The sequence below is a fragment of the Formosa undariae genome (genome assembly GCF_042427615.1).
In the GTDB taxonomy this organism is placed as follows: Bacteria; Bacteroidota; Bacteroidia; order Flavobacteriales; family Flavobacteriaceae; genus Formosa; species Formosa undariae.
In genome coordinates, this window is sequence record NZ_JBHMEZ010000012.1 from 34292 (window position 1) to 58272 (window position 23981).

The following is a 23981-nucleotide window of genomic DNA, read 5'->3' on the forward strand; positions in this document are numbered from 1 at the left end:
GTTTTAAATCTATATCTCAAAGCACTAAAAAAGGCACTAATGACTTTCAACCTTAAATATTTTATCGCATTTGTATTACTACTTTGTACAGAACTATTAATTGCTACAACTTCCGGATTTATCCGTCATACGTTTGGAGATTTTTTAGCTGTAATAGGCGTTTACGTTTTAGTAAAATCTGTATTCAATATTGACCCCATAACACTAGGTATTGGAGTTTTATTATTTTCTTTTATGATTGAAACCCTACAACTCACTCCTTTTTTAGAAGTAATCGGTTTATCTGAAAACAGAATGGCTCGCATTGTTTTTGGAAACACCTTTAGTTTTGGCGACTTAATTGCATACACTTTAGGCGTACTTTTTATAATTAGAATTGATCTAGTACTTGTAAGAACCTTAAAAAGGAATCCGAATTACTTCAGACCAAGAAGGTCTCTAAATAAAACATAAGGTATTAGCTTAATACAGAGTTTTATCTCCTTTTTTACTCCACTCCTGGAATGGCGCCAAAGCAATTTCACGCGCTAGTTGCTCGAAAGGAATGCTTCGTTTTTCGTAAGGCAATGGAATTTCTTTGTAAATAAAAGCATCATCAAACCCTATATTTGCAGCATCTTCTTGATTACTTCCATAATACACTTTATCTGGCCGTGCCCAATAAATAGCGCCTAAACACATCGGACAAGGTTCGCAAGAGGTATAGATCTCGCAACCATCTAATTGAAATGTATCTAGGTTTTTGCAGGCATCTCTAATCGCAGTAACTTCCGCATGTGCCGTTGGATCGTTAGTCGAGGTGACTTTATTATTACCGCGACCTACAATTTTTCCATCTTTAACAACCACGCAACCAAAGGGTCCGCCTTCGTTATTATTCATTCCTCTTAATGCTGCGTCTACAGCTTCTTGCATAAATTTCTCTTTGCACATGGTATCTTATATTTTTAGAATGCCTTTTACATTATTTTTTGATTTTTAAACACTAAATAACTTTAAGGCATCCATTTTATTACACTATTATTTTCAATTAACAATCGTAATATTCCTTCTCGAAAGTCACTTTTTTACCGGTTAATTGTTCAATATTTTTCACATAATTATCGAAAGCTTTGCATATCCCACTCAATATACTGTGATATATTTTATCAGTTGTGATGATATATAATTCTGCGCCTCCACGACCTCTAGCGGGCAAGATATTACGAACACTTAAGGACTCTATTTCGGCAACATTAAATGTTTGTGCATATCCGTTAGCCGAGCAACCCATTTTATTATTCACAGCATCAATCCAAATAACGGGCTGCGCTTTAAATTTTTCAGTGATTACACTTGGCCTGTACTTAATTCTCTCATTTTTCGTATAATCCTTAGGACAACTAAAATCGCCGTCAAAAGTCACTGCATCAGATATTACAATACGCGCTTCATAATCTTTGTCCATTAATAATTCTGGATATTCTCTATGGTTTTGAATGATTACAGATGTATTTCCGCCATCATATTGATAGCGAGAATCGTAAGTATAACATATAGAAAGTGCGATCCCTTTTAGGTTAAAAATTAGATTTTTCTGATCGTCTCTTTCGTAACCATTAAGCGCTTCATTGCCCATTAAATCTCGAGAAAGCACATGTTTTAAGTCGTAATAACTACCATCATTTCCCGAATCGTTATAGCAATCACTATAAAAATATAATACAGGAACATCGCTTCTTTTATTATCAAAATAAGCTTGAAAGTCATCATATATTACGTTGCCAATACGGACGGGATACTTAAACTTTAAAAGCTTTTGTCCGTAAGGTGAAGTCTCAAAATAGATGTGTTTATTTTGCTCTATCTCTTGATAGGTTATATCCCATGACACAAATAATTTAGGTTCTGACTGTATTTCAAAACCGTCGTTATAATCGGCATAATTTGCATCTAAAACCCCATAGTTTTTTGGATGTTTGCGTCTCCAAAGTTGCTTATTTAATTGGTCTTCATTATGAACATGTGCAAAGAAGATATCATCATTAAAGCTGAATGTAAGCGACAATTCTTCATAAACACTTTGAAACCCTTTAAAAGTGACAGGAATATCGTTTTGATGGTGATCGAAAAGAAATAAATAACGCTCTTTAGAAGGTGTCACTTTAATATAGGCATACTGCAAATCTGCTAATTTAACAACACAACTATGCACACCTTTAAAATCCTGGCAAATAAGCTGATTATTTTCAATCCTCACTTCGCCGTCATCTGTAGATTTTGGAAACATTTTATTAGGCGTTTGGGAGCTACCAAACAATGTATTTATAATACTCATAGTATTTCTGTAATGAATAAACGAACTATAAAATATAGCTTTTAAACAACTAAAATACGAATGAAAATCACGCCTTATACGGTTATCACCTAATTATTTTTTGTGCTGTTGCTTTCTCCAATACACATATAATAGTATAGCAATTATTGGCAAAACGATAAACACCACGATATTAAACGGATCCGAAAAATCTACCGGCTGATTATCGTCGGGATTAGGTGTACCTAAAGGTAATTGTGCGAGTAATGCGATTGTTTTATGTATCATGTTTTTTTATTTTAAGTGTTTTTAAACATCCTTATAGCTAGATGTAGTTACTAATTGAATGGCCCAATTATAATCTTAACCCAAAGTACAGTTAATTATTCGAACTTTTCAGGCTCTGAAGCATCTGCGTTAACATCTATAATGTTAGAGCAAATAAAAGCATGAGGACCAACCTAACTTTGCTTAGAATTAGGCAAAAGTGATTGCCTTATACTTAAAAATTTACAAAATTATGGATACAGCAACAAAACAAGATACTTTCGAAACCATTAATCCGAGTACGGAGAAATCCTTAGCATCATATACGTATATGACAGATAGCGAGGTTGAATCTAAAATAGAGCAAGCACAGGAAGCGTTTTTAGATTGGCGTTTCGAATCGTTCGAAAAGCGTGGGGAAGTGATTCAAGCAATTGGGAAAGCCTTACAAGACCATAAATCGGAATTAGTGAGTTTAATGACTGATGAAATGGGGAAATTACTGTCTCAAAGTGAACAGGAAGTAGATACGTGTACTGCTATTTGCGATTATTGTGCGACACATGCCGCAACGGAATTACAGGATGAAACACGAGAATTAACTTTAGGAGGAAAAGGTATTATTACCCACTCGCCTATTGGAATTATATATGGAATTCAGCCATGGAATTATCCGTCTTATCAAGTGATTCGTTATACCATTGCCAATTTAATGGCAGGAAATAGTGTGTTATTAAAGCACGCGTCGAATGTAACGGGGACGGCTAAAAAGCTAGAAACTATATTTAAATCTGCAGGATTACCAGAAGGGCTATTTACAGTATTAGTTATCGGTCATGATCAATCTGATGCTATTATTAAAAATAGATTAGTACGTGGTGTAACGCTGACAGGAAGTCCGAAAGCAGGAGAAATTATAGGTCAAAAAGCAGCTAGCGCATTAAAAAAATCAGTTTTAGAATTAGGAAGTAATGATGCTTATCTTGTTCTAGAAGATGCCGATATTAAATTGGCTGTAGAACAAAGTGTAAAAGGTAGAATTTACAATAATGGAGAAACCTGTATCGCTGCCAAACGCTTTATCGTGGTCGAATCTGTTTACGACACCTTTAAAGAAGGCTTTGTAAAAGCGATGTCCGACTTAAAATTGGGAGATCCTAAAGATAAAAATACGGACCTCGGACCTATGGCGCGTAAAGATTTACGTGAGACTTTACACGAACAATTAACAGAGAGTGTGAACAAAGGTGCTACAGTTTTATGCGGTGGTAAACCGGATTCTGGTACAGGATACTTTTATCCAGCAACTGTTTTAGAAAATGTAAAGCCTGGACAACCTGCTTACGACGATGAGCTTTTTGGTCCGATTGCCTCATTAATAAAAGCCAAAGACGGCGAAGATGCTATGCGCATCGCGAACGATAGTCGTTTTGGATTAGGCGGTGGTATTTTCTCTAAAGATGTCGATAAAGCCACAGAACTTGCTAAGAAACATTTTGATACCGGAATGGTGTTTATAAATAGTTTTGGATTAGCCGATCCGAAAATGCCTTTTGGAGGTGTTAAAGATTCTGGTTTCGGAAGAGAGCATGGCGGTTTTGGAATGAAGGAATTTGTAAACATTAAATCTGTTATGATTAGTGATCCTCAATAAATAGGTCATTTCATAAAGGCATAAAAAGAGCCCCTAAACATTTTGTTTAGGGGCTATTTAATTATATACTTTAAATTAGTATCTAAGCTTCTCCTCTAGCTGGATAATCTTTATTGTTTACAAAGTCAATAGACTTTATAAGCTCCACGATTTCTGGTCTTGCGAACGGCATCGTCTGAATTGATGACGCATAAAGCGTGCGATCTGGACGAATTAAAAAGATAGCAGGTTCTACAAATTCTTCAGGTTCGTTTTTAATCCCTTTAGAAATGAAAAGTCCCCATGAACGCGCTTCCTCTATTGGAAATTCGTATCCAAGTGGTACATCTTTTATGTCCCATTCTTTATAAGACGCTTCGGCTTTGGCTTTAGAGTCGGAACTAATAGCGACAACATTTACGCCTTTATCCTTAAAATCACCTAAATGATCTTGTATGGTTTCTAAATACTTTTTACAAACGGGACAGTGCTTACCACGATAAACCACCACTAATGTGAAGTTTTCTGGTTTCTGCTCGCTTAGCGTCCACTTTGTATCGTTTAATAAATTTATTGATAAATCGGGTGTTTCTGTTCTTGGTTTAATCATAATACTTGATTTTAAAATTAAAATTAAAGTGTCGTATTTTGGTAATTGATATTATTTAGATCGTTCTAAACGCCTCTTCAATAGGTGTGTCACCTTGTAAGATTTCGAAGGTGGTTTTGTCCGTAGCACTGTCTCTTAAAGCTTGCACGAGTGTTTGTGCAACATCGTCGCGCGTGATTTCTCCTTGTTTTGAAAAAGATTTAGATAAAGATATGCGACCTTGCCCCGAATCATTAGTCAACGCTCCTGGTCTTATAATTGTATAATTTAGTTTTGAGTCTTTTAAAAAGACATCGGCATTATGTTTTGCTTTTAGGTAATCTTGAAGTTTTTCACTTTGTTCTGGGTTATCTGCGCCCATAGAACTAAGCATTACAAATTTCTTAATATTTGCACCTTCCGAAGCTTTAATCATTTTAATAGCTCCATCTTGGTCTACGGCTTCTACTTTCTTACCACCAGAACCGGCAGCAAAAATCACATGACTCGCTTCTTTTACGGTTTCTGACACGTCATTTTCCAAATCACCATAAACCGTTCTTATATTATGGGCTTTGAAATCTTTCTCTTGTTCTTCGTTTCTAACCATAGCAATAGGTTCGAAATCTTGAGATGTTTTTAAATGATGCACTACTTTATTTCCTGTGGTACCTGTCGCACCAACTACTAATACGTTTTCCATTATATATGTTTTGATGCAATTTACGCCTATTACCTAGTATACATTAACTTAAAAACATATAAAAATAACGCTATTCCAAAGGTTGATCTTGAATGTAAGAAGTGCAACCTTATTAAGGCTAATAGTAAATATGCACCATAATGAAGTCTAAATGACGATTTTAAATAATAAACTATAAACCTATAAACACAAAATTCCGATACTTAAGTTTTTAATGACTAGTATCGGAATTATAGTATTCATGACAACTCTGGACTTATGTATAAGTCCGAAGTACAACGAAGTTGATAGTTGACTTATTGGAAGCTTTTTATTATTCTTCTATGGTATACCGCGTTTTAACAACCACAGGAATTCCGGAGGCTGTTACACCTTCTATAGTCACTTTAATTTCTGTTTCCACAGCACTATTATAATAGTCTGCTTCTACAATTCCGGTAGTATCTGGATGCATAAAGGGGTTCCAATATAGCGTGTTTCTAACGTCTTCTTTTTGATTTTCAAAAGTGATGTCGGTTGGATCTGGAGCATAGAACACACGAGGTTCGTAAAGTCCTTCTAGATTTTCTTTTACGGTCTGAAGTACTATTTTCTCGTTAGTAGTTCCGCCTTTCTTCAAGTAGATTAAAATAGCACCATTACCACCGTTAGATCCTAAAATAGTTGCACTTGCTCCATTTAAAGTTTCAATTTTAACAACATCTGCTGGCTGTAAAAACGAAAGTTCGTCTGGTTGCCATATTATTCCATCTACAATAATCATTGCTGGCCCAGCATTTCTAATAAATCGGATAGAAGGTTCTTCAATAACAACACTTGGAAGTGTGGTCTGAATCAGGTCGTAAATGGATAAAAAGGTTTCTACCTCGTCTCCAAAAACATAAGAACGATCTGCAGTACCATACATAGATAATGGCTCATCTTTTTTGGGCGCTATAATCTCCACTTCATCCAAAACATTCTCTTCCATGATACCTATCGATTTGTATTTCTCTAAGACATTGTTTTTTAAAATAATGTCTTCTGAAACATCTACTTTTATGGATTGAGGTGTAAAATTTACAGCTAAATCAGACTGGGTTTTATCATCTAAAGACAACAAACCTCGCGATTTTCCTTTATTGTCTTTAGAACTTAAAATTATTTCTGAAGTGCCATAAAACAGTATATTTTCAAATTTAAAATGTCCTAAAGAATCGGTTACCGTATTTAACATTTTAATCTCTCCTTTATTAAATAACGTCAAGGTTATATTGTTACCGCCTTTCCCTTTATTGCTTAATACTTGCGTAAGTTGACCACTTAAATTAATTCCTTTTTCTGCTGGAAAAGCCAATTTATTGTCGGTAATATTAGAACTGTCTTTCCATACAAAATCTCTCCACCCTTGGGTTAATAATAACAAATCTAACTTTTCAATCCGCCACGGGTTTTCGTTATTAAAATAAAACCCCGGATTATATACTTGTCCTCTAATATCCGATTCTACTAAAAAATACGAACAAATATTGGTGTCTAAACCTTTATCTTCCATACCGTTCATATCTATACTACTTAAGGAATAACTAGCCAGTTCAGGCGTTCCTGCTTTCGTTTTTGAAGACACTGTAACCGTTACTTTTTCGTCAGGTTTATAAGTTTGCTTATTTGTACTTAGCGTAACCTCTAATTTATCACTTTTATCGATAAAAATAAGTCGCTCACTTTGTGGCTTGTTGTTAGCATCGTACAAAGTGATGTGGTTAATACCGCCAGGAAGTTTATCTTGAGGGAGTTCAAATTTCACGATCGTACTCGTGATAGGTTGATTGATTTCGAAATATATAATATCCTTAATTTTACATATAATATTAATATTCTGATCTTGCTGACTAGCAAGTGTTTTCTTATTGGTTTTAACGGTAAGTATTCTAGACGTGTTGCCTTTAACAGGTTTTGAACTTAACACAAACCCCATTTCTCTAGCCTGAGGTAACGGAAATTTTAGAGCCTCCTTTGCTCCTACACGAGATGTTTTAGCATAATACTGCTCCCCGTTTTTAGGATTTAATTGAAACGTTCCCATACCATCGTGAATCGTTTCGAAAAAGGTTACTAGAGAATCTTTTGTAGTGTAAATTTCCCCTTTTACTTCTATCGGAAACCCATTGCTGTCCAGCGCTTTTAAAGCCACAATATTAATAACGTTTTCTACGAGAGAACCGCCTTCAGGAAAAAACTGCACCTTAAAAGATTTACTATCCGCTTCAGAATCTGAATTTTCTTTATTATTTGTTTCAGCTATACCGCTGACTTCCGGACTATTAAAAACGTTTAAAACAGTAATATCTTTACTAAAAATAAACGCTTTATCAAAATTCCGATTCCAATTGGTGTAAGCGCGTAATTGATAAATTCCTGGCTTTTTTATACCAGAGGAATCTGTTAACTTAAAATCACCATAACCCAAGCCATTTTCTATTCTCGTCTTATGGTGAGCAATGATTTGTTTGTCAGGAGATATGAGTTCCACATGTAAAATATCACTCTTATTGTAAAGCTGATTATTGTAGGGATACACAGCATAAGCCTTATACCACAACGATTCGCCAAGCGTATACGTATTCCGGTCGGTATGTAAATATATATTTTCGACGGTTGGAATAATCTCTTTTTTATCTTGGGCGCTAACCGTAGAGCTACTAATAATCAATAAAAAAAAGCTAAGAATTACAATATTTAATTTTTTACACAATGGGATTGACATTATAAAATATGGGGATTTAAATAGTAAAATCGAAAGTTAACACTATTCAGACTAAATATAAACACAAAGGTTTAATTACTTCCCTAATAATTACGCACTTAAATTTTGAATCTTACCATTCTATAGGTCTATAATCTTTAAGAAATTTACCACACCAATGTTTTCCTGTATTAATTCCGTCTAATAACGGATCCATAACACGAGCAGCTCCATCTACAATATCTAAAGGCGGTTGGAAGTCGTACACCTCCTGTTTCATTTTTGCTAAAGCTGCAGGATCTTCGTCCGTTACCCAACCTGTATCTACCGCATTCATGAAAATCCCACTTTTAGCTAATTCGCCAGATGCCGTATGCGTCAACATATTTAAGGCTGCCTTCGCCATATTGGTATGTGGATGACGCGATTCTTTAAACACACGATGGAATTTACCTTCCATAGCTGTTACATTTATAATGTGCTTTTGCCCCGTGTTTTCTTTTTTCATCATCTCTGCTAGGCGATTACATAGCACAAAGGGAGCAACAGAATTTACCAATTGCACTTCAATCATTTCTGTAGTCTCTATAGCCCCTAATTTTAAACGCCAGCTGTTGGTTTTTCTTAAATCGACTTGCTGTAAATCGGCATCTAATTTCCCTTCAGGGAACACCTCTTCTGCGACTAACGAATTATCGAAACTGTATGGGATTTGAGACAATTTTGCAGAAGCTCTTAATCCGATCCCAGGTTCTGGTCCGTGCCAAGTCACGGGCATATTTTTGTTTGAAGATGCGCCAGATGTCAGTGATTTCAACTCATTTAAACAAGTTGTATGATCTGATAATAGGTCTTGAACCGCTTGTGGTAATGTTTCTACAGACTGCTCTTCTTTACCCATTAAATGCGCATAAAAACCAGATGGTCGTCTTACGGTTTGTGCGGCATTATTGATTAAAATATCTAAGCGATCGTATTTTTGTTCAATATAATTACAGAAAATTTCTACACTCGGAATGTGTCTTAAATCCAAGCCATGAATATGCAAGCGATCTTTCCAGGCGCTAAAATCGTCTTCTTTAGCAAACCGGATTGCCGAATCTACAGGAAAACGCGTAGTTGCGACCACAGTTGCCCCTCCTCTTAATAGCATTAATGTAATATGATAACCGATTTTTAAACGAGATCCTGTAATCACAGCTACTTGTCCGCTAACATCTGCTGTTTGAAACCGTTTAGCATAATTAAAATCGCCACAATCAATGCACATGGTATCGTAAAAATGATGCATTTTAGTAAACGCTGTTTTACATACATAGCAATTTCTAGCGGTTTCTAATTCTATGGTTTCGCGGTTTTCCAACTCTTGAGCAAGTAATAATTTAGGCGCCATAAAAATTGGCGTCTCTCTTGCGTTTCTTATACCGGTTACTTTACGAGCGACACGATCTTGGACTTCCTTTTTACGTTTTGCATTCTTCTTTGCATCTTTTTTACGTTTTGCAAATTCTTCACGACTAGGTCTAGAAAAAGCTCCGGTAGCTTTAATTAAAGCAATTCTTTTACCCTTTGGAATATCGAAAATAAGATTGGTATCGGCATTTAATTGTTCTAATACACGTAGGCATTCGTCTATTTCTTTCTGACTCAATTGTCCCTGTTCATCTTCACTCTTAGCGTGCATATCAATTTAATTTAGGTTACGAATATACTTTATATTTTTGGTAATAATTGGTGCCATTTTAAACTTCATTTTATAGTAGACTTTTAAGGTGCTATGTAAAATGAAGTCCTAAAAAAAGCCCATCTGATACAGATGAGCTTTTAATATTTTGGTTTCTATAGAAACAGTTAATTTACATCGACCAATTCTATATCGAATATAGTTACTGAACCACCAGGAATAACAGAATAATCGTAAAGACCATATCCTAATTCAGATGGAATTAATAATTTCATAGTCCCACCTTCATTCAATAATTGTAAACCTTCTTGCCAACCTTCTAAAATATCTTCTATTTCTAAATTTAGGTTTGAACTTCTTTCTGCAAAAATTTCACCATCGGTAAAATACCCTTCGTAATTAACTGTTACTGAAGACGTGCTCGTTGGTTTTTCACCTTCACCTTGCTCTTCTATCACATAATATAATCCAGATGCTGTACTCATAGCATTTAATTCATTTTCTGCGATATAGTCTTCAATTTCTTGTTTGTTTAGTGCGTTATAATCTAAAATTTCAATTTCGAATATTAAAACAGAACCTCCAGGAATACCATTAAAAGAATTACTTCCATAGGCTAAATGTGCAGGGATAATTAATAATCCGCTTCCACCTTCATTAAAAAGAGGAATTCCTTCTTGCCAGCCTTCAATAACACCTTGTAAATTAAAAGTAACTCCGCTTTCTGTATTTTCATCGAATACACTACCGTCTGTAAAATACCCTTTATATTTCACTGAAACATCTGAATCTGCTGTGATGGCATTTCCTTCTCCCATTTTGTCTATAACATAGTACAAACCAGAATCTGTGCCTATAGCATCAATACCATTAGTTGCGATATACGATAAAATTTCTTCTTGATTTTCAAGGGTATAATCTTTATTCGAATTTTCATCGTCCGAACTACAAGAGACGAAAAGCACTATAAAAAGTGCCATACATACTGACTTCATATTTATTTTTTTAGGTACGCAAAAATATGAAATTGAAGTTCCTACACAACACCATAAACGTTAAAATCTTAACGAATTCATAACGCTTAATCAATCTGAAGGATTATTTAAAGAAATCTATAAGAGAAATTAATCCGCTAAGAGTTTTAATTAAAATTTATATTTAAAGATTTTGAATAAATTTTAAAAAGAAACAAAAGCTAAAAATCTCTAAAAACCTATATTTGCCGCCATGTGGATGTATTTAGGCCTACTCTCGGCCGTATTTTTAGGATTACATAATTTATGTAAAAAACATGCCGTTCAAGGCAACGAAGTCTTTCCTGTACTTTTAGGAACTATAAGTTCTGGGTTTTTATTGATTCTCCCGTTTTATTTGGGATCGCAATTTGCTCCAGATTATATGCATTCTTTAGGTTTTTATATTGAAGACATTTCTTTAAAAACGCATGGATTTATTTTTATTAAGTCTTCTATAATGGCGGCTTCATGGGTTTTAGCCTATCAGGCATTAAAACATTTACCCATCACAATAGTTACTCCTATACGCTCTGCTGGACCCTTTTTTACATTTATCGGAGCCATTTTTATTTATCAGGAACGTCCGAGTCCGTTGCAGTGGATTGGTTTTGTATTAATTATTGGTTCTGTTATTCTATATTCTCGAATTGGGAAAAAAGAAGGGATTGTATTTACACGTAACAAATGGATATTAGCTATTATTGTCGCTACATTTCTTGGAGCGTCAAGCGGATTATATGACAAATTTCTAATACAAAGTTTAGCACTAACACCACAAACACTTCAATTTTGGTTTTGCTTTTATACTGTTTTAATTTTATTAGTTATTATGTCTGTTATTTGGTTTCCGAAAGTAGAAAAACGGACTGCATTTAAGTGGCGTTGGTCTATTCCTGCTGTTGGTGTATTATTACAAACCGCAGATTATTTCTATTTTAAAGCCTTACAAGATCCCGAAGCTTTAATTATGTTGCTGTCGGCTATAAAACGAAGTCAAATTATAATTGCTGTTGTTATTGGAGGCTTGATTTTTAAAGAACAAAATAAGCGTAAAAAACTTGTGCCTTTAGCGGGAATTATGCTGGGTGTGTTCTTGATATTGTATTCTTAATCTCGCATATAAAGTGACTTAAAAAACAAATATACTAGTATCATTTAGTTTGAAACGATTACGTTTCGGAATAGTAAACCCCAATATATCTATATAAAAAAGCCAGCTATTATAAAAATAGCTGGCTTTAGTTTTGAATTAAAAAGATCTAATTAGTAACTAATTATTTAAATAAGACACTGCTGTAGATGTACGTTCGGAAACGTGATTATACAACTCGTTAACAGCGGTCTGAAAATCGTAACTCGAATTTAAGAAGCTATATCCAGATACTTCGGTAGTCGCATAAGGTTCTACTAATGCGCTATACACAGCATATTTTGCCTGAATTGTACTGGTGTTAAATGCAGTATCTAAAGTCTCTTGTACATAAGTATCGTATTGTGCTTTATAGGTTTCATCTGCATATAAATAGCCTATTAATGGCCATTCACTACTACTCACATTCGAAAAATCTATGGACACAGCTCCTTGTCCGTTTCCGCGTTGTAAAGCCTCATTATTATCCCAAGGAATCCAAGACAAACGCTCTGTATCTGGATTATTATACAAGAAGTAATTATGTGTCATTCTTCCGTACGTATCCCAATTCTGAATAACCGTATTTACAGCCAAATACTTTAAGAAGGTATCTGTATCTAAGATAGACTCCAATTCTGAGCGCCAAGCTTCGGGATCTGTTGTTCTGTTTGCCGCATGCAATGCCGTAAACAAATCTTGAATATCGGTAAAGTCAGCATCATCTTCATTCGTTTTCTTTACAAATACATCTTCAGAAAAAGTTCCTGATGCAAAACTTGCACCATCGCCATCAGGCTTATATAAATTCCCATCGTTATCTGAAAATTGTGTATCGATTACCGTATCATCTACTTCTTCGACCATAGTATACACACCAAAATATTCTGGACCATCGCCATGATCTACATACACGGTATAAAACGCGGTATGAGACACTGCTAATCCTGCATCTCTAAACACATCGGCCGCTACTTTTTCGCGTAACATCGATTTGTCGTTATAGTTGTTTTTTAAACTCAATTTTTTAAATCCGTAAAAACGCTGATTATCGATTTGTGGATACTCCTTCTCATATTCATCAAAATCCAATTTAAACGATAATTTTAATATGCCTGAAGACCAACTAGATTGTAAACTAGAATTTCCTTTAAAACGAATTCCTACGCGATACCATTCTTTCCCTTCATAAAATACTTCTCCAGGAACAAAAATAGGATCCTCGTCGCTATCACTCAAGCCATTTCCTCCAGAATGCGAGCCAAACGTACCGTACAAGGTGGTCATATCTGTTAACATACTATTCCAACGTGTTTCAGAAATAACAATATCTAAACGTTTTACAGCTTCATCTTCGAAAACTTCGTCAAAATTGGGATCTGCATCTTTACTGTGCGTTTCCTCTGTCCAATCTGTGGTTTCAAAATCTGTATCATCAAATTCAACGACATCACTCTCTTCTGTAGTGGTTTCGTCTGTTATTGTTGTATCGTCATCTGCACACGAGTACATCACGACCATTTGCAAGGCTAAAAGGCAAATTATACTTACTTTTTTCATTTCAATACGTTTAAAAGTTTTTAATATGAGGTGAATGTCAGCAAAATAATGTTGTCATAGTACCATATTAAGTGAAGTGTAGATACTTTTAAGCGAATGCCGTTTATTGTCCGTTAAAACGGAAACGTGCTTTCTAAAATTGGAGTTTTATATGGAAGTCGCACGATTATTACAGCGCGTAAACGTAATTTAATATCATTTTAAACACACTAATCTATAATTGAAACAATGTGATTATAGTGTTCTTAATTTCCTTTAATACGCGTCCATAAATCGCCTAGTAGATGTTTGGCATCATTACGGTCTTTAGGTGTTTCCTCGAAATGAATGTTTCCGTTTTTATCTTTTTCAATTTTATACTGAAACACAAAATTTTCGGCATTCGGGTTCATGCTTAACGTACCAAATCGTAAATCGTTAAAGTATAAATCTGTATCCTGTTTAGAAATAGTATACCAGCCTTTAGAAATACGAATCATACGTTGCATCTTTGCGTCTCCCATTATATCCGTAATATAGTCATGATGCTTGGGATAGCGATGAAACGAGATCGGTTGCGAATCGAAAAAAGAATAGTGTCCTACTAAATACGCCTCTTTAGTATCTACGTTGGCCGTCCATAAAATAGTGTTTAAGGGAGAAGGTCGTGTGTCTATCTCTGAATATGAAATGTTTTGATCTTGTAAAGCAGATTCGAATTTAGTGAATGAAATGCCTTTTAAAACTAAAGTTATTAGTAAATATATTGAACTTAAAGCGAGTCCCCAATTATTGAATGTTCTTCTTTTCTGAGACGTACGTTTTTGAAACATCGCCATAATTAAAAATACCAAAAATGGCACAGTGTATAGCGGATCGATAACAAATATAGATTTATAAGCGACCCGTAAATCTAACGGCCAAAACAGTTGTGTTCCCCAAGTAGTATGTGCATCTAAAAGCGGGTGTGTTACAAAAGCCAAGAAAAATAACCAAGACCAACCTTTTACATTTTTATAACGTTCATATCGCGAGACTAACCATCCAACTACAGGAGCAAATACAATAGAAAACAAGATGGAATGTGTAAATCCACGATGAATTTCTAGAGCCGTAACAGTGTCGGTAAAGTGAGAAGCTAATACATCTAAATCAGGAATTGTGCCCGCTATAGCTCCGTAAAGCATAGCTTTATTTCCGATTTTTCTACCAAGTACAGCTTCGCCAACGGCAGCTCCTAAAACGATTTGAGTAAGTGAATCCATATAAATGCAAACTTAATTTAAGTTCGGCATATCACCACAGGTATTCGCAAATTAATACATCTCGAGTTTTTAGGTAGCTATTCATTACTAGCTAAGCATTCTTCTTTTTGGAAAACCACAAAGCCAATAACATTTAATAAAAAAAAGGTATAACCAAAATAGATTAAAGCCGATACAAACGGAATGGTCGCACTATCTATTATATATACCATTAACAACATGATAGCAATCCATAATTGATTGCACCAAAAGGCATACTCGGTTAATTTGTAAAAACCATATAGTAATCCAATACCTAGAAGGATGATTAACGCATAAATTTCAATTACGTTTTCCATATTATACACGATTAAAGTCATTAGTAATTAAGACATCACATGGAACTTTAAAATAGTACTGTTGAATAATCGATCGGGATTTCTTAAGCATAGTAATAGCGGTTTAAGTAGGTTTAGGAAATAACATCAAAAATTTATATCGTTTTTAATACGGTATTGACGTTTATCAAATTTGATTAAGTTTCTTAAAAAAGACAAAAATTGGTTAGGTAGTTAGCGAGTAGTTTTAACCAAAACGCTTAAAATCAAGGACTACCCATCGGGTAGTCTGTATTAAACAACTGATAATTAATACATTAAAAAATCAGCACTTCGTATGAATAATTACACTACTTATTATTATTTATAAATTCTATTTCGTAGCTTAAATAAACTGCTATAAAAAGCATAAGAAATTAAGGGTTTCGCCACATATATCTGGATTATAAATGGTTGTGAATTAAACAGAACCTCTTATATTTGTTAAGGACCTACTTAAATCATATTTTGTGTTAAGAAACACTTTACTTCTACTTTTTCTATTTTTTGTCATTTTATGCAGAGGTAATACTATAATTAGTATACAGCAAAATGATGATAAGCCTATTATACAGGACAATACTCAAAATGAAAATAAGATTAAAAGACTAGAAAGTATTATTCATAATAGCGATTCTACACCTTACGATATCTGCAGAGCTTATTATGAAAAATATTTAATTTATAAAGAATTATTCAATTACGATCAAGCATTAGAAAATTTAGATTTAGCCTTGGAATCAGGGCTGTTAACAGACGAGAAAGAACAGGTAAAAGCACAATTTAAACTTGAAAAATTATTAGTTCATTTCGACTTATTAGAATATGACAAAGTATCTGAAATTATATCTGAGATATCGGATGAAGATTTAAAGTATATTACCCCTACAACACTGTCGTTCTATTGGATGGTTTTAGCACGCATGGAAATTCGTAAAGGAAATACCGACAAAGCTGATAAATATTTAAATGAAGCTTTAGACGTCTTATTAAAACATGAGCCAAAACAGCTCCCTCTGGTCTATCGTAAAAAGATAGAACTATATAAAAGCTTAGGTGAGCACGACAAAGTAATTGAAAGTTTCGAAACCGGTTTATTCTACGCGAGAAAACACAAGATACCAGCCTATGTACTAGGCTTATATGATGATATGACTTACTATTATTCTGAAATCGGCGATTTTAAAAACGCACAATTGGCAGAACAAAAAGTAAAAAGATTATCTACTGCTCACGATGCAACTAATAGAAGTAGTAAATTATTAAAGGTAGAAAAAGACCTATTACAAAAACGCAAAGAACAAGAAGTAGAAAAAGAAAAACAGCATCAAAATTTCTTAATCACACTTGTAGGCACCCTTATTATTCTGCTTTTCTTATTAATTTATTTTTATAAATCGGCAAAGAAGAAACGCATCGTAGCAGAGCAAGAAATGGATAATATGCGTAATGAATTAGAACGTGTTACAAAGGAATTAAATGAGTCGGGCCATACTAAATTAGACTTAAACGCCTATTCTTTAACCGAAAGACAACTTCAAATTATCGATTTAGTGAAACAAGGCAAATCCAATAAAGAGATTGGGGACATCTTATTCATTTCAGTAAATACGGTGAAGTACCATTTAAAAATTATATACGAGACATTACAGATTAGCAACCGTTCCGAATTGTAACGTTTCAAAATCAACTTAAACGTATTTTGTTCAAAAGACTTGAATTACAAATGTGCTTCAAACCAAAAATCAATGCCTTGAGGTGCCTTTTCAGCATCTCCTCCTGGTCTTTGTCCGCCATCACGAGAACCTCCTCTTCCGCCACCGCGTCCTCCAGAACCACCTTGACGATTTCCACCACCACGCGAACTCATGCTCGAATTTAAATCTTCCGATCCTTCGCTTCTTTTAGATTTATCTGGCTTTGCTGTTTGTACACCGATCATTAATTTTGAGAAATCATTTTTAGATTTTTCTTTAATTTTATTCTGAGGAATCGTTAATTGATAAGTTAATAGATTCTCTTTTTGATTATAAAAATAGGTAGCAGAAATACCCATACCATTTAAAAGCACATTAAAATTTTCTTTAGAATCGTATAGCTTAAGTAATGCCTCCTCCGGAAAGTCTGTAGTAACTAACGTATTAATTTGAGTTTTCATCTGATTTATTTCAGCTTCCGATTGAAAACCAACTTCACGCCCACCTTCAGGCTTCATAGACATTTGAATCGGCTGGATAGGATACGTTACAGCAACGTCTTCCTTCTCTTTGCCTTTTAAATCGAAAAACACAGTGACTCCGTGTCTTAACATAGACATCATCGTTTTATTATCTCGAGTACTTAATTGTAACGTGAGGTTTCCTTGATGCTGGGTGACTTTATAATCGACCTGCTCGCTAGACCCCACAATTGTATCAGATTTTATAATACCATCTTCTGCGTACGCTGTTGCAGAAAAGGTGTAAAAACTTAGAATTATTAAACACACGATTGATTTCATGATACTATAAATTTAGAGTTGAAAGTATAAACATATTAGGATTGCTGCGATTATGAAAATACGATAGACAAACACGCCAAATCCTTCGATGAATTTTGAAATCATAAAGACTTAAGGTTCTGAAATCTGGAAAAAATAAGGCATTAAAATATAAACGTTGATCAATACCTTTAGAACTAATAGCGTTCTTTAAGACACAAAACGTAGCGTTTTTAACGCATTAATTATTCAGTGAGTTCTGATTGATATATTCTAGAAACTTAGGTTTGTATTGCTCAGAAATGGTAATACGTTGGTTGTTGATTATAATCTGACTCCGTTCTACAACTTCTACGTTTTTTAATGAAACTATAAAAGAGCGATGCACGCGCATGAAATCTGATTTTGGTAATTCTTCCTCTAACGATTTTAAGCTCATAATAGTTAATATCGCTTTCGGATTATCTTTTAACCAAATCTTAATGTAATCTTTTAACCCTTCAAAATACAACACATCGGCTAATTTGATACGTAGTTGCTTGTATTCCGACTTTACAAAAAGGAACTCTTTTTTCTCTGAAACGGAACCCGCAACAACCGCTTCTGATTCAGTATTTTTTAAATGTACCAAATCGAACCACGTTCTGGCCTTATTTGCTGCAGTTAAAAATTCGGCATAATCAAAAGGCTTTAGTAAATAATCTAATGCCTCTACTTTAAAACCTTCTAAAGCATATTGGTCGAAGGCAGTTGTAAAAATAACACGCGTGCCTTTTGGTAACATTTTAGAAAATTCTATACCCGATAAATCTGGCATTTGAATATCTAAAAATAGGAGATCTACAGTTTCAGAATTTATAAAATCTAAAGCTTCTATAGCACTACTACACTTTTTTTTAAGATCTAAAAAGGGTGTTTTTGCAACATAACTTTCTACCAAATTCAGAGCCATAGGCTCATCATCTACAATTATACAACTCAATTTTAAAGATTCCATGCGGCTTATGTTTCTATTTGTAAATCTACTATAAATTGCCCCTCAATTATGTCTGTATTAAAAATATGTTTGTTGGGATATAACAAATCTAAACGTTTTTTTAAGTTTTGGAGTCCAATACCTGAACCACTTTTATCATCGCTTTGTTTTGGAAAATTGGCATTTTCAATTTTAAATCGAACCGTACTTCCTTCTGCAGACATAGCGATTTTAATCTCACTTTCTTTATTTGCAGACACCCCGTGTTTAAAGGCATTTTCAATTAAAGAAATAAATAAAAGTGGTGCGATTTTTATCGCCGTTATGCCAGAAGGAAATTGATAAACCACATGAGTCTTATCGGAAATACGCAATTTCATAAGATCTAGATATTTCTTCATAAAATCGACTTCTTTAGACAGTGGTACTTCTTCAATATTCGTTTCGTATAACAAATACCTCATCAATTTACTTAGACTATGAATGGTAGATTTTGCTTGTTCTGGCGAAATATCGACCAATGAATAGATGTTATTCAACGAATTAAAAAAGAAATGCGGTTGCAACTGATACCGTAAATGTTGCAACTCCGACTTCAATTTGAAATTAGCAGCTTCCTTTCGTTCGGCTTCCGTTTTTACCCAACGTTTTGTAGATTTCAAAGCAACAGCGAAGAATAAAGGCGCTAGATACGACAATAGTTGTATGTATATCGCAATTTTAAATGGAGGTTCTTCTCTACTGGTATTCTCAAAACGTTTTTTTAAAATATCTTGAAAGTAGTTATCCTCAATATATTCTTTTAAAAACAAAAAAAGCCCAATGATTGCCGTATTTAGTACGATAAATAATATCGTTTTTTTAGGGAACAAAAACCGATCTATTAACACAAAATAATTGAAGTAAAATATAATTACTGAAAAGAATAAGGGAATCCAAAAATGCGCTTTAACTCGATCTAATTCTTGTTCTTCACTGTAAGATAGCAAATAAGGCAAACAAAATAGTGTTAGCCATACTAACAGATGTAAAAAGATGGTAATGTTTTTATTTTTATGCATTCGGTTTAATTTTATTACCCATTTATTAGCTGTAAAAATAGACTATTTACTATCTATTAAATGTAGACGTTGTAATTGTACCGTCTGGGTTAATAAATTGATATTTATACGTTTCGTTAGTATCCCAACCATAATTAATGATATACATAACCGATTCAAGCTCGTAAGTTAAACTATACTGATTGGGTTCAGGGTTTTTAAAGTCAATTATTTTAGCGCCACGTAAAGGTTGTAAATCTGGTCGAACACCTTTTGTCTTTGCCTGTGGCATGATTTCGTTTTCTGGAGCTTGCGTTCTTGGATTTAGCTCAACTTTGCCTTTCATAGAAGCTATTAAATACGGATAATCTTTAACGGCGTGATATTGGTAAGTGCTGTCTGATGTAAAACGTCCAAGACTTTCGTCTAACGTCTCATTCGTTTCTCCATACACTGGAAAACCATCTAAAGCATACGCAATGGGTTTGTCCGCTCCTACTTTAGACTGCAAGTGTGTAGGTGCTAAATGGTAATGATAATCGTCTGCTTTTCCACAATGTCCGCCCCACTTATCTAATTCTCCAATAGCGTTGGCATCTTCACCTCGATTGTTTAACGGATTAAAAATCGGTATTCCATTCGCGGCAATAGCAATGGCGCCTTTCATAAAATTAGCTTTGGTCGAAAGCGGATTATCTGCCAATTCGGGTTGCAACGGAATCGCCCAAGCATTAGAACCTGTATAATCGTGATTAATAGGAACCTGTTGTTGCCAATTGGTTATCCCTGTCATCATCTCGTGTTCTGGTATACCATCGGATTCTATGTAGAAATATTTGTTATCGAAACGTGTCGATACTTTGTCTGAAACGCCAAAAACTGATTCTAAATAGGACACCTTATTTTTTGCCATTTTAATGACATTAGAGGATACATTGGTTTTACATCCTGTAATCACAAAAGCAACGCCAATGAGACTAAAAGCTAAAATTTTAGCTTTATTCGTTTCCTTTATTTTTAAGAAGGAAAATAGTAATAACGCACCTCCCAAATAGATTAAAAGATTAGAATAGTTAATCGAAAGTAATTGATCTTCTGACGGCGAAGTGTTTTTATCGGTAATCCAAGTGGTTTTATTTAAAATATAGTGTTGCTCTTCACTTGTAAATTCTGAAATATCGAAAAACACGACCTTATGGTTCTCATTCATAAGATACACAGTTTCGTCTATGCGTTCAATAAATTCACCCTTTAAGTTCTTTTCACTATTTGTAAAATACCAAATTTTGGTAGGTAAACCGTGTCCGCCTTCGTGAGCAAAAGCCTGAAGACAGACAAACAGGATGGTTATAAGGGTTATATATTTTTTCATGAACAAATTATTTAGAATCTATAAAACTCAAAGTCGTTCTATCAATAACGATATCGCTAGAAATAGCGTTCATAAATGTATTTAAATCAACTTCAAGCGTATTCGATTCTGGAAGCTTCGGCGTTTCAGACAATGCGAACAGCGCAATGGTATACTCATGTTTTCCTGGTCCGCGAGAACAAGGTGACGTATAAGAAATAGCGGTTCCGTCTTTATTAGGCCCCATATACCAATTCGGATTGTTTGCCATTTTATAAGGAATTTCGGAAACCGATGGATTAATTCCCCATAACAGTAAATAGGAATTTATTTCTGATGTATCATCCTTATGTGGATAGTGATACATCACTACAGCTAAAGACTTTGTGCCTTCAGGGACGTTAGACCAAGACAGTGGGATGGAATTTTCTACATCATCTACTTTCTCTTCACATTTAAAAGCATCTAATAATTTTCCATCGGCTACCGCTTTACTAGTCAATTTAAAATCGGGATGAATGGTTATAAAATCATCATACATATAAATAGAAGTGTCCTTGTTGGCACAAGACGTAGCTAAAAATAAAAGCAGTATGCCCAGACCAAGTATCGAACGCGTTTTTATGTTGTGATGTTTCATTTTATTATAAGGTAATTGCATTATTATTTAACGGTATGTCGGACTAAAACTTCATTGTCTAAAATCACATTCGTAGACCAAATAAACTCAGCATCATGTGCTGAATCGTCAAAAAGAGACGTGAAATTGGTATACGACGGTTTGTTATCTACACCAATAGTTTCGTTAGTAAACGTCGTTGCATTTGGCCAATTAGAATCATCGTAATCGGCATCCATCCATCCGTTTGGTAATTCCCAATGTAATGCATAAAACGACGTTCCATCTTGACCACCATCGGTATCGCAATTTTCAGAATATCGATAGTTTCCAACTTCAGAAACACAATTTAAATCTTTAATTGGTGCGGTGTAAAATGTCTGTGCTTTCCAATTTTCATTAGTTGTAGCGACAACCTTGTTTTGTTCATCTTTAACAACAGCAACCATACCGCCATCTCCTGCATGAAACGCTTTCCCTCTATTGGCTTCGCTCCCCACACCAAGATGTTCTTCCCAATCTACTAATTTCATGGCGATAGTAAATGGTTTTTCAACTTTAAACTTTACGATACTAGAATTAAACTGGGTAAAAGGTACTTTATCTTTTCCTACAGGAATACCATTAACATACATTTCAAAATAGTTATCTGCAAATATAAAGGCGGTGAAAACCTCACCGTCTTCATCTATTTCTATAATGCTAGAATCATCAAAATGAGATAAAGCTTCTTCTACCGTTTCATACGTATTCCCTTCACACGAATTAAATAAGTCTGAAGAAAACGGAAAGTCATCATTCGTATAATTTGTTGATGCAGGCACCGTCCATGTTTTACCATCGGTAGACGTAATTTCTCCTACATCTGTTTTTCGTCCGCGTTCACAAGTATAAATATCTTCAGTTATCGTGGTTGCTATACCTTGTGTAACACTTGCCGTTCCGTTGTATTTTACAGCTTCAGAACGACTTGCCAATTCTTTTGACTTTGATTTCTTTTTCGCACAACTCACAAATAGAAGTGCAATCATTAATAAGATAAGTGTCTTTTTCATTGTATTTACGTTTTGTTTCTAAATAACTGCAATAATTGCTATTCGTAACGCAGTGCAGTGATTGGATCTAAAGCTGACGCTTTTCGTGCTGGATACCATCCGAAAAAGATACCTGTTATTGCACAAACCGCAAAGGATATTACAATAGAATACATCGCCACGCTGGTAGGCCAATTTAAGAATTTTTCAATAAACACGGTCGATACTAGTCCTAAGATTACACCCAAAATCCCCCCTGTGATACTAATTAATATCGCTTCGATTAAAAACTGCATTAGGATATCCGAACCTTTTCCTCCAACAGCCATCCTTAATCCAATTTCTTTGGTTCGTTCTTTTACAGATACGTACATAATATTCATAATTCCAATACCACCAATTAATAATGAAATTCCGGCAACCGCTACTAAAAGCACCGTTAACATATCACTGGTAGAACTGAAGGTCGAAATTAATTCTTCCATAGACCGCACGTGAAAATCGTCGTCTTCGTTGGTTGTTAATTTGTGCTGGGCACGTAAAATTGCTGTCACTTCTATTACTGCTTCCGGTGCATCTTCTTCACTTATAGCCGATGCTAAAATTTCATTTAAATGATCGATTGCCAAGATTCGCTTCTGAACCGTAGTATAAGGTGCAATAACAATATCGTCTTGATCTTGCCCGAAAGTATTGGTTCCTTTTTCTTCTAAAACTCCAATAACTTTAAACGGAATGCTATTAAAACGAATCATTTTACCAACAGGGTCTTCCCCATCGGGAAAAATATTATCTACAACCGTCTGACCAATTACAGCAACTTTAGCTGCAGTCTGTACTTCAGCATCAGTAAACATACTCCCATTTTGTAGGCCCACAACTTTTATGTCTAGATACTCTGGATTAACCCCATAAATTGAAGATGGCCAGTTATTCGATCCGTTAATTACCTGTCCGCTACCGCTTACCATAGGCGACATATTACTTAAAGTGGTTGCTTGTTCCTTAATCGCAAAGAAATCTTTAAGCGTTAAGGTTTCCATAGCACTAGGATCTTGTTTTACTCCTCCACGGTTATCCGAACCCGGTTTTACGGTAATCATATTCGATCCCATAGCCGAAATTGTTGTTCTAATACTTTCTTTAGAACCTTCTCCAATGGCTAACATTGCAATAACCGAAGCCACACCAATTATAATACCTAGCATGGTTAATAAGGTTCTTACTTTGTTAAGAACAATGGCTTTATATGCGATTTTTAATAGATTTAGTAGTCTCAT

General features: G+C 34.6%; 22 protein-coding genes. 4 read left to right on the plus strand and 18 right to left on the minus strand.

The genetic code is table 11. The features are described from left to right. Positions 1 to 39: 39 nt before the first annotated feature. Positions 40 to 453 (plus strand): ribosomal maturation YjgA family protein, encoded by a 414-nt coding sequence (locus ACFFVB_RS11125; RefSeq protein ID WP_382382842.1) that lies wholly within the window; start codon positions 40 to 42, stop codon positions 451 to 453. A gap of 9 nt (positions 454 to 462) precedes the next feature. Here the strand turns inward: ACFFVB_RS11125 and ACFFVB_RS11130 are convergent, their stop codons facing one another. The 3 genes from ACFFVB_RS11130 to ACFFVB_RS11140 all read right to left on the minus strand — a co-directional run bounded on the left by ACFFVB_RS11130 (position 463) and on the right by ACFFVB_RS11140 (position 2584). After that, a complete protein-coding gene (locus ACFFVB_RS11130; protein ID WP_382382843.1) occupies positions 463 to 933 on the minus strand; it encodes a nucleoside deaminase in 471 nt (156 codons plus the stop codon). A 97-nt stretch (positions 934 to 1030) separates the two neighbouring features. Then, the gene (locus tag ACFFVB_RS11135; RefSeq protein ID WP_382382844.1) at positions 1031 to 2317 is read right to left on the minus strand and encodes a hypothetical protein; all 1287 of its coding nucleotides are present in this window, start codon (positions 2315 to 2317) and stop codon (positions 1031 to 1033) included. A gap of 93 nt (positions 2318 to 2410) precedes the next feature. Further along, a complete protein-coding gene (locus ACFFVB_RS11140) occupies positions 2411 to 2584 on the minus strand; it encodes an adenylosuccinate synthetase (protein WP_382382845.1) in 174 nt (57 codons plus the stop codon). A 232-nt stretch (positions 2585 to 2816) separates the two neighbouring features. Here ACFFVB_RS11140 and ACFFVB_RS11145 point away from each other — a divergent pair, with 232 nt between their 5' ends. Beyond that, positions 2817 to 4217, plus strand: a complete 1401-nt coding sequence (locus ACFFVB_RS11145; protein WP_382382846.1) for an NAD-dependent succinate-semialdehyde dehydrogenase — start codon at positions 2817 to 2819, stop codon at positions 4215 to 4217. 82 nt (positions 4218 to 4299) lie between these two features. Here ACFFVB_RS11145 and ACFFVB_RS11150 read toward each other — a convergent pair whose 3' ends face one another. From ACFFVB_RS11150 to ACFFVB_RS11170, 5 genes are all read right to left on the minus strand, one after another. Continuing rightward, positions 4300 to 4806, minus strand: coding sequence for a peroxiredoxin-like family protein (locus ACFFVB_RS11150; protein ID WP_382382847.1), 507 nt, complete (start codon positions 4804 to 4806; stop codon positions 4300 to 4302). Positions 4807 to 4861: 55 nt separating this feature from the next. Then, on the minus strand, positions 4862 to 5488 hold the full coding sequence (locus ACFFVB_RS11155) for an SDR family oxidoreductase (RefSeq protein ID WP_382382848.1): 627 nt from the start codon (positions 5486 to 5488) through the stop codon (positions 4862 to 4864). 313 nt (positions 5489 to 5801) lie between these two features. After that, positions 5802 to 8180, minus strand: coding sequence for a hypothetical protein (locus ACFFVB_RS11160; protein ID WP_382382850.1), 2379 nt, complete (start codon positions 8178 to 8180; stop codon positions 5802 to 5804). Between the two features lie 166 nt (positions 8181 to 8346). Continuing rightward, on the minus strand, positions 8347 to 9897 hold the full coding sequence (locus ACFFVB_RS11165) for an SDR family NAD(P)-dependent oxidoreductase (protein ID WP_382382851.1): 1551 nt from the start codon (positions 9895 to 9897) through the stop codon (positions 8347 to 8349). Between the two features lie 167 nt (positions 9898 to 10064). Continuing rightward, entirely contained in the window at positions 10065 to 10892 is an 828-nt protein-coding gene (locus tag ACFFVB_RS11170; protein ID WP_382382853.1) for an FKBP-type peptidyl-prolyl cis-trans isomerase, read from the minus strand. Positions 10893 to 11124: 232 nt separating this feature from the next. Between ACFFVB_RS11170 and ACFFVB_RS11175 the strand changes: the two genes are divergently transcribed. Beyond that, positions 11125 to 12024: an EamA family transporter gene (locus ACFFVB_RS11175; RefSeq protein ID WP_382382855.1), complete on the plus strand. Its 900-nt coding sequence runs from the start codon at positions 11125 to 11127 to the stop codon at positions 12022 to 12024. A 159-nt stretch (positions 12025 to 12183) separates the two neighbouring features. Here ACFFVB_RS11175 and ACFFVB_RS11180 read toward each other — a convergent pair whose 3' ends face one another. The 3 genes from ACFFVB_RS11180 to ACFFVB_RS11190 form a co-directional block, all read right to left on the minus strand. Then, positions 12184 to 13602, minus strand: a complete 1419-nt coding sequence (locus ACFFVB_RS11180) for a CotH kinase family protein (RefSeq protein ID WP_382382856.1) — start codon at positions 13600 to 13602, stop codon at positions 12184 to 12186. A 245-nt stretch (positions 13603 to 13847) separates the two neighbouring features. Further along, on the minus strand, positions 13848 to 14846 hold the full coding sequence (locus tag ACFFVB_RS11185; protein WP_382382858.1) for a metal-dependent hydrolase: 999 nt from the start codon (positions 14844 to 14846) through the stop codon (positions 13848 to 13850). Between the two features lie 77 nt (positions 14847 to 14923). Continuing rightward, a complete protein-coding gene (locus tag ACFFVB_RS11190) occupies positions 14924 to 15184 on the minus strand; it encodes a hypothetical protein (protein ID WP_382382859.1) in 261 nt (86 codons plus the stop codon). 488 nt (positions 15185 to 15672) lie between these two features. On the opposite strand from ACFFVB_RS11190, the gene ACFFVB_RS11195 reads away from it, so the two are divergent. After that, entirely contained in the window at positions 15673 to 16878 is a 1206-nt protein-coding gene (locus tag ACFFVB_RS11195; protein ID WP_382382860.1) for a LuxR C-terminal-related transcriptional regulator, read from the plus strand. A gap of 44 nt (positions 16879 to 16922) precedes the next feature. Here ACFFVB_RS11195 and ACFFVB_RS11200 read toward each other — a convergent pair whose 3' ends face one another. The 7 genes from ACFFVB_RS11200 to ACFFVB_RS11230 all read right to left on the minus strand — a co-directional run bounded on the left by ACFFVB_RS11200 (position 16923) and on the right by ACFFVB_RS11230 (position 23981). After that, complete coding sequence (locus ACFFVB_RS11200; protein ID WP_382382861.1) at positions 16923 to 17702, minus strand: hypothetical protein; 780 nt, start codon at positions 17700 to 17702, stop codon at positions 16923 to 16925. 220 nt (positions 17703 to 17922) lie between these two features. Then, on the minus strand, positions 17923 to 18678 hold the full coding sequence (locus tag ACFFVB_RS11205; protein ID WP_382382862.1) for a LytR/AlgR family response regulator transcription factor: 756 nt from the start codon (positions 18676 to 18678) through the stop codon (positions 17923 to 17925). A gap of 5 nt (positions 18679 to 18683) precedes the next feature. Then, a complete protein-coding gene (locus tag ACFFVB_RS11210) occupies positions 18684 to 19718 on the minus strand; it encodes a sensor histidine kinase (protein ID WP_382382864.1) in 1035 nt (344 codons plus the stop codon). 49 nt (positions 19719 to 19767) lie between these two features. Next, a complete protein-coding gene (locus ACFFVB_RS11215; RefSeq protein ID WP_382382865.1) occupies positions 19768 to 21069 on the minus strand; it encodes a YHYH protein in 1302 nt (433 codons plus the stop codon). Positions 21070 to 21076: 7 nt separating this feature from the next. Then, positions 21077 to 21688 (minus strand): YbhB/YbcL family Raf kinase inhibitor-like protein, encoded by a 612-nt coding sequence (locus ACFFVB_RS11220; protein ID WP_382382867.1) that lies wholly within the window; start codon positions 21686 to 21688, stop codon positions 21077 to 21079. 23 nt (positions 21689 to 21711) lie between these two features. Next, positions 21712 to 22722, minus strand: a complete 1011-nt coding sequence (locus ACFFVB_RS11225; RefSeq protein WP_382382868.1) for a hypothetical protein — start codon at positions 22720 to 22722, stop codon at positions 21712 to 21714. Positions 22723 to 22760: 38 nt separating this feature from the next. After that, on the minus strand, positions 22761 to 23981 hold the full coding sequence (locus tag ACFFVB_RS11230; protein WP_382382870.1) for an ABC transporter permease: 1221 nt from the start codon (positions 23979 to 23981) through the stop codon (positions 22761 to 22763).

Coding starts and splice junctions, on each gene's coding strand:
- ACFFVB_RS11125 (WP_382382842.1), top strand. CDS start 40: ATGACTTTCAACCTTAAATATTTTATCGCATTTGTATTACTACTTTGT.
- ACFFVB_RS11130 (WP_382382843.1), bottom strand. CDS start 933: ATGTGCAAAGAGAAATTTATGCAAGAAGCTGTAGACGCAGCATTAAGA.
- ACFFVB_RS11135 (WP_382382844.1), bottom strand. CDS start 2,317: ATGAGTATTATAAATACATTGTTTGGTAGCTCCCAAACGCCTAATAAA.
- ACFFVB_RS11140 (WP_382382845.1), bottom strand. CDS start 2,584: ATGATACATAAAACAATCGCATTACTCGCACAATTACCTTTAGGTACA.
- ACFFVB_RS11145 (WP_382382846.1), top strand. CDS start 2,817: ATGGATACAGCAACAAAACAAGATACTTTCGAAACCATTAATCCGAGT.
- ACFFVB_RS11150 (WP_382382847.1), bottom strand. CDS start 4,806: ATGATTAAACCAAGAACAGAAACACCCGATTTATCAATAAATTTATTA.
- ACFFVB_RS11155 (WP_382382848.1), bottom strand. CDS start 5,488: ATGGAAAACGTATTAGTAGTTGGTGCGACAGGTACCACAGGAAATAAA.
- ACFFVB_RS11165 (WP_382382851.1), bottom strand. CDS start 9,897: ATGCACGCTAAGAGTGAAGATGAACAGGGACAATTGAGTCAGAAAGAA.
- ACFFVB_RS11170 (WP_382382853.1), bottom strand. CDS start 10,892: ATGAAGTCAGTATGTATGGCACTTTTTATAGTGCTTTTCGTCTCTTGT.
- ACFFVB_RS11175 (WP_382382855.1), top strand. CDS start 11,125: ATGTGGATGTATTTAGGCCTACTCTCGGCCGTATTTTTAGGATTACAT.
- ACFFVB_RS11180 (WP_382382856.1), bottom strand. CDS start 13,602: ATGAAAAAAGTAAGTATAATTTGCCTTTTAGCCTTGCAAATGGTCGTG.
- ACFFVB_RS11185 (WP_382382858.1), bottom strand. CDS start 14,846: ATGGATTCACTTACTCAAATCGTTTTAGGAGCTGCCGTTGGCGAAGCT.
- ACFFVB_RS11190 (WP_382382859.1), bottom strand. CDS start 15,184: ATGGAAAACGTAATTGAAATTTATGCGTTAATCATCCTTCTAGGTATT.
- ACFFVB_RS11200 (WP_382382861.1), bottom strand. CDS start 17,702: ATGAAATCAATCGTGTGTTTAATAATTCTAAGTTTTTACACCTTTTCT.
- ACFFVB_RS11205 (WP_382382862.1), bottom strand. CDS start 18,678: ATGGAATCTTTAAAATTGAGTTGTATAATTGTAGATGATGAGCCTATG.
- ACFFVB_RS11210 (WP_382382864.1), bottom strand. CDS start 19,718: ATGCATAAAAATAAAAACATTACCATCTTTTTACATCTGTTAGTATGG.
- ACFFVB_RS11215 (WP_382382865.1), bottom strand. CDS start 21,069: ATGAAAAAATATATAACCCTTATAACCATCCTGTTTGTCTGTCTTCAG.
- ACFFVB_RS11220 (WP_382382867.1), bottom strand. CDS start 21,688: ATGAAACATCACAACATAAAAACGCGTTCGATACTTGGTCTGGGCATA.
- ACFFVB_RS11225 (WP_382382868.1), bottom strand. CDS start 22,722: ATGAAAAAGACACTTATCTTATTAATGATTGCACTTCTATTTGTGAGT.
- ACFFVB_RS11230 (WP_382382870.1), bottom strand. CDS start 23,981: ATGAGACTACTAAATCTATTAAAAATCGCATATAAAGCCATTGTTCTT.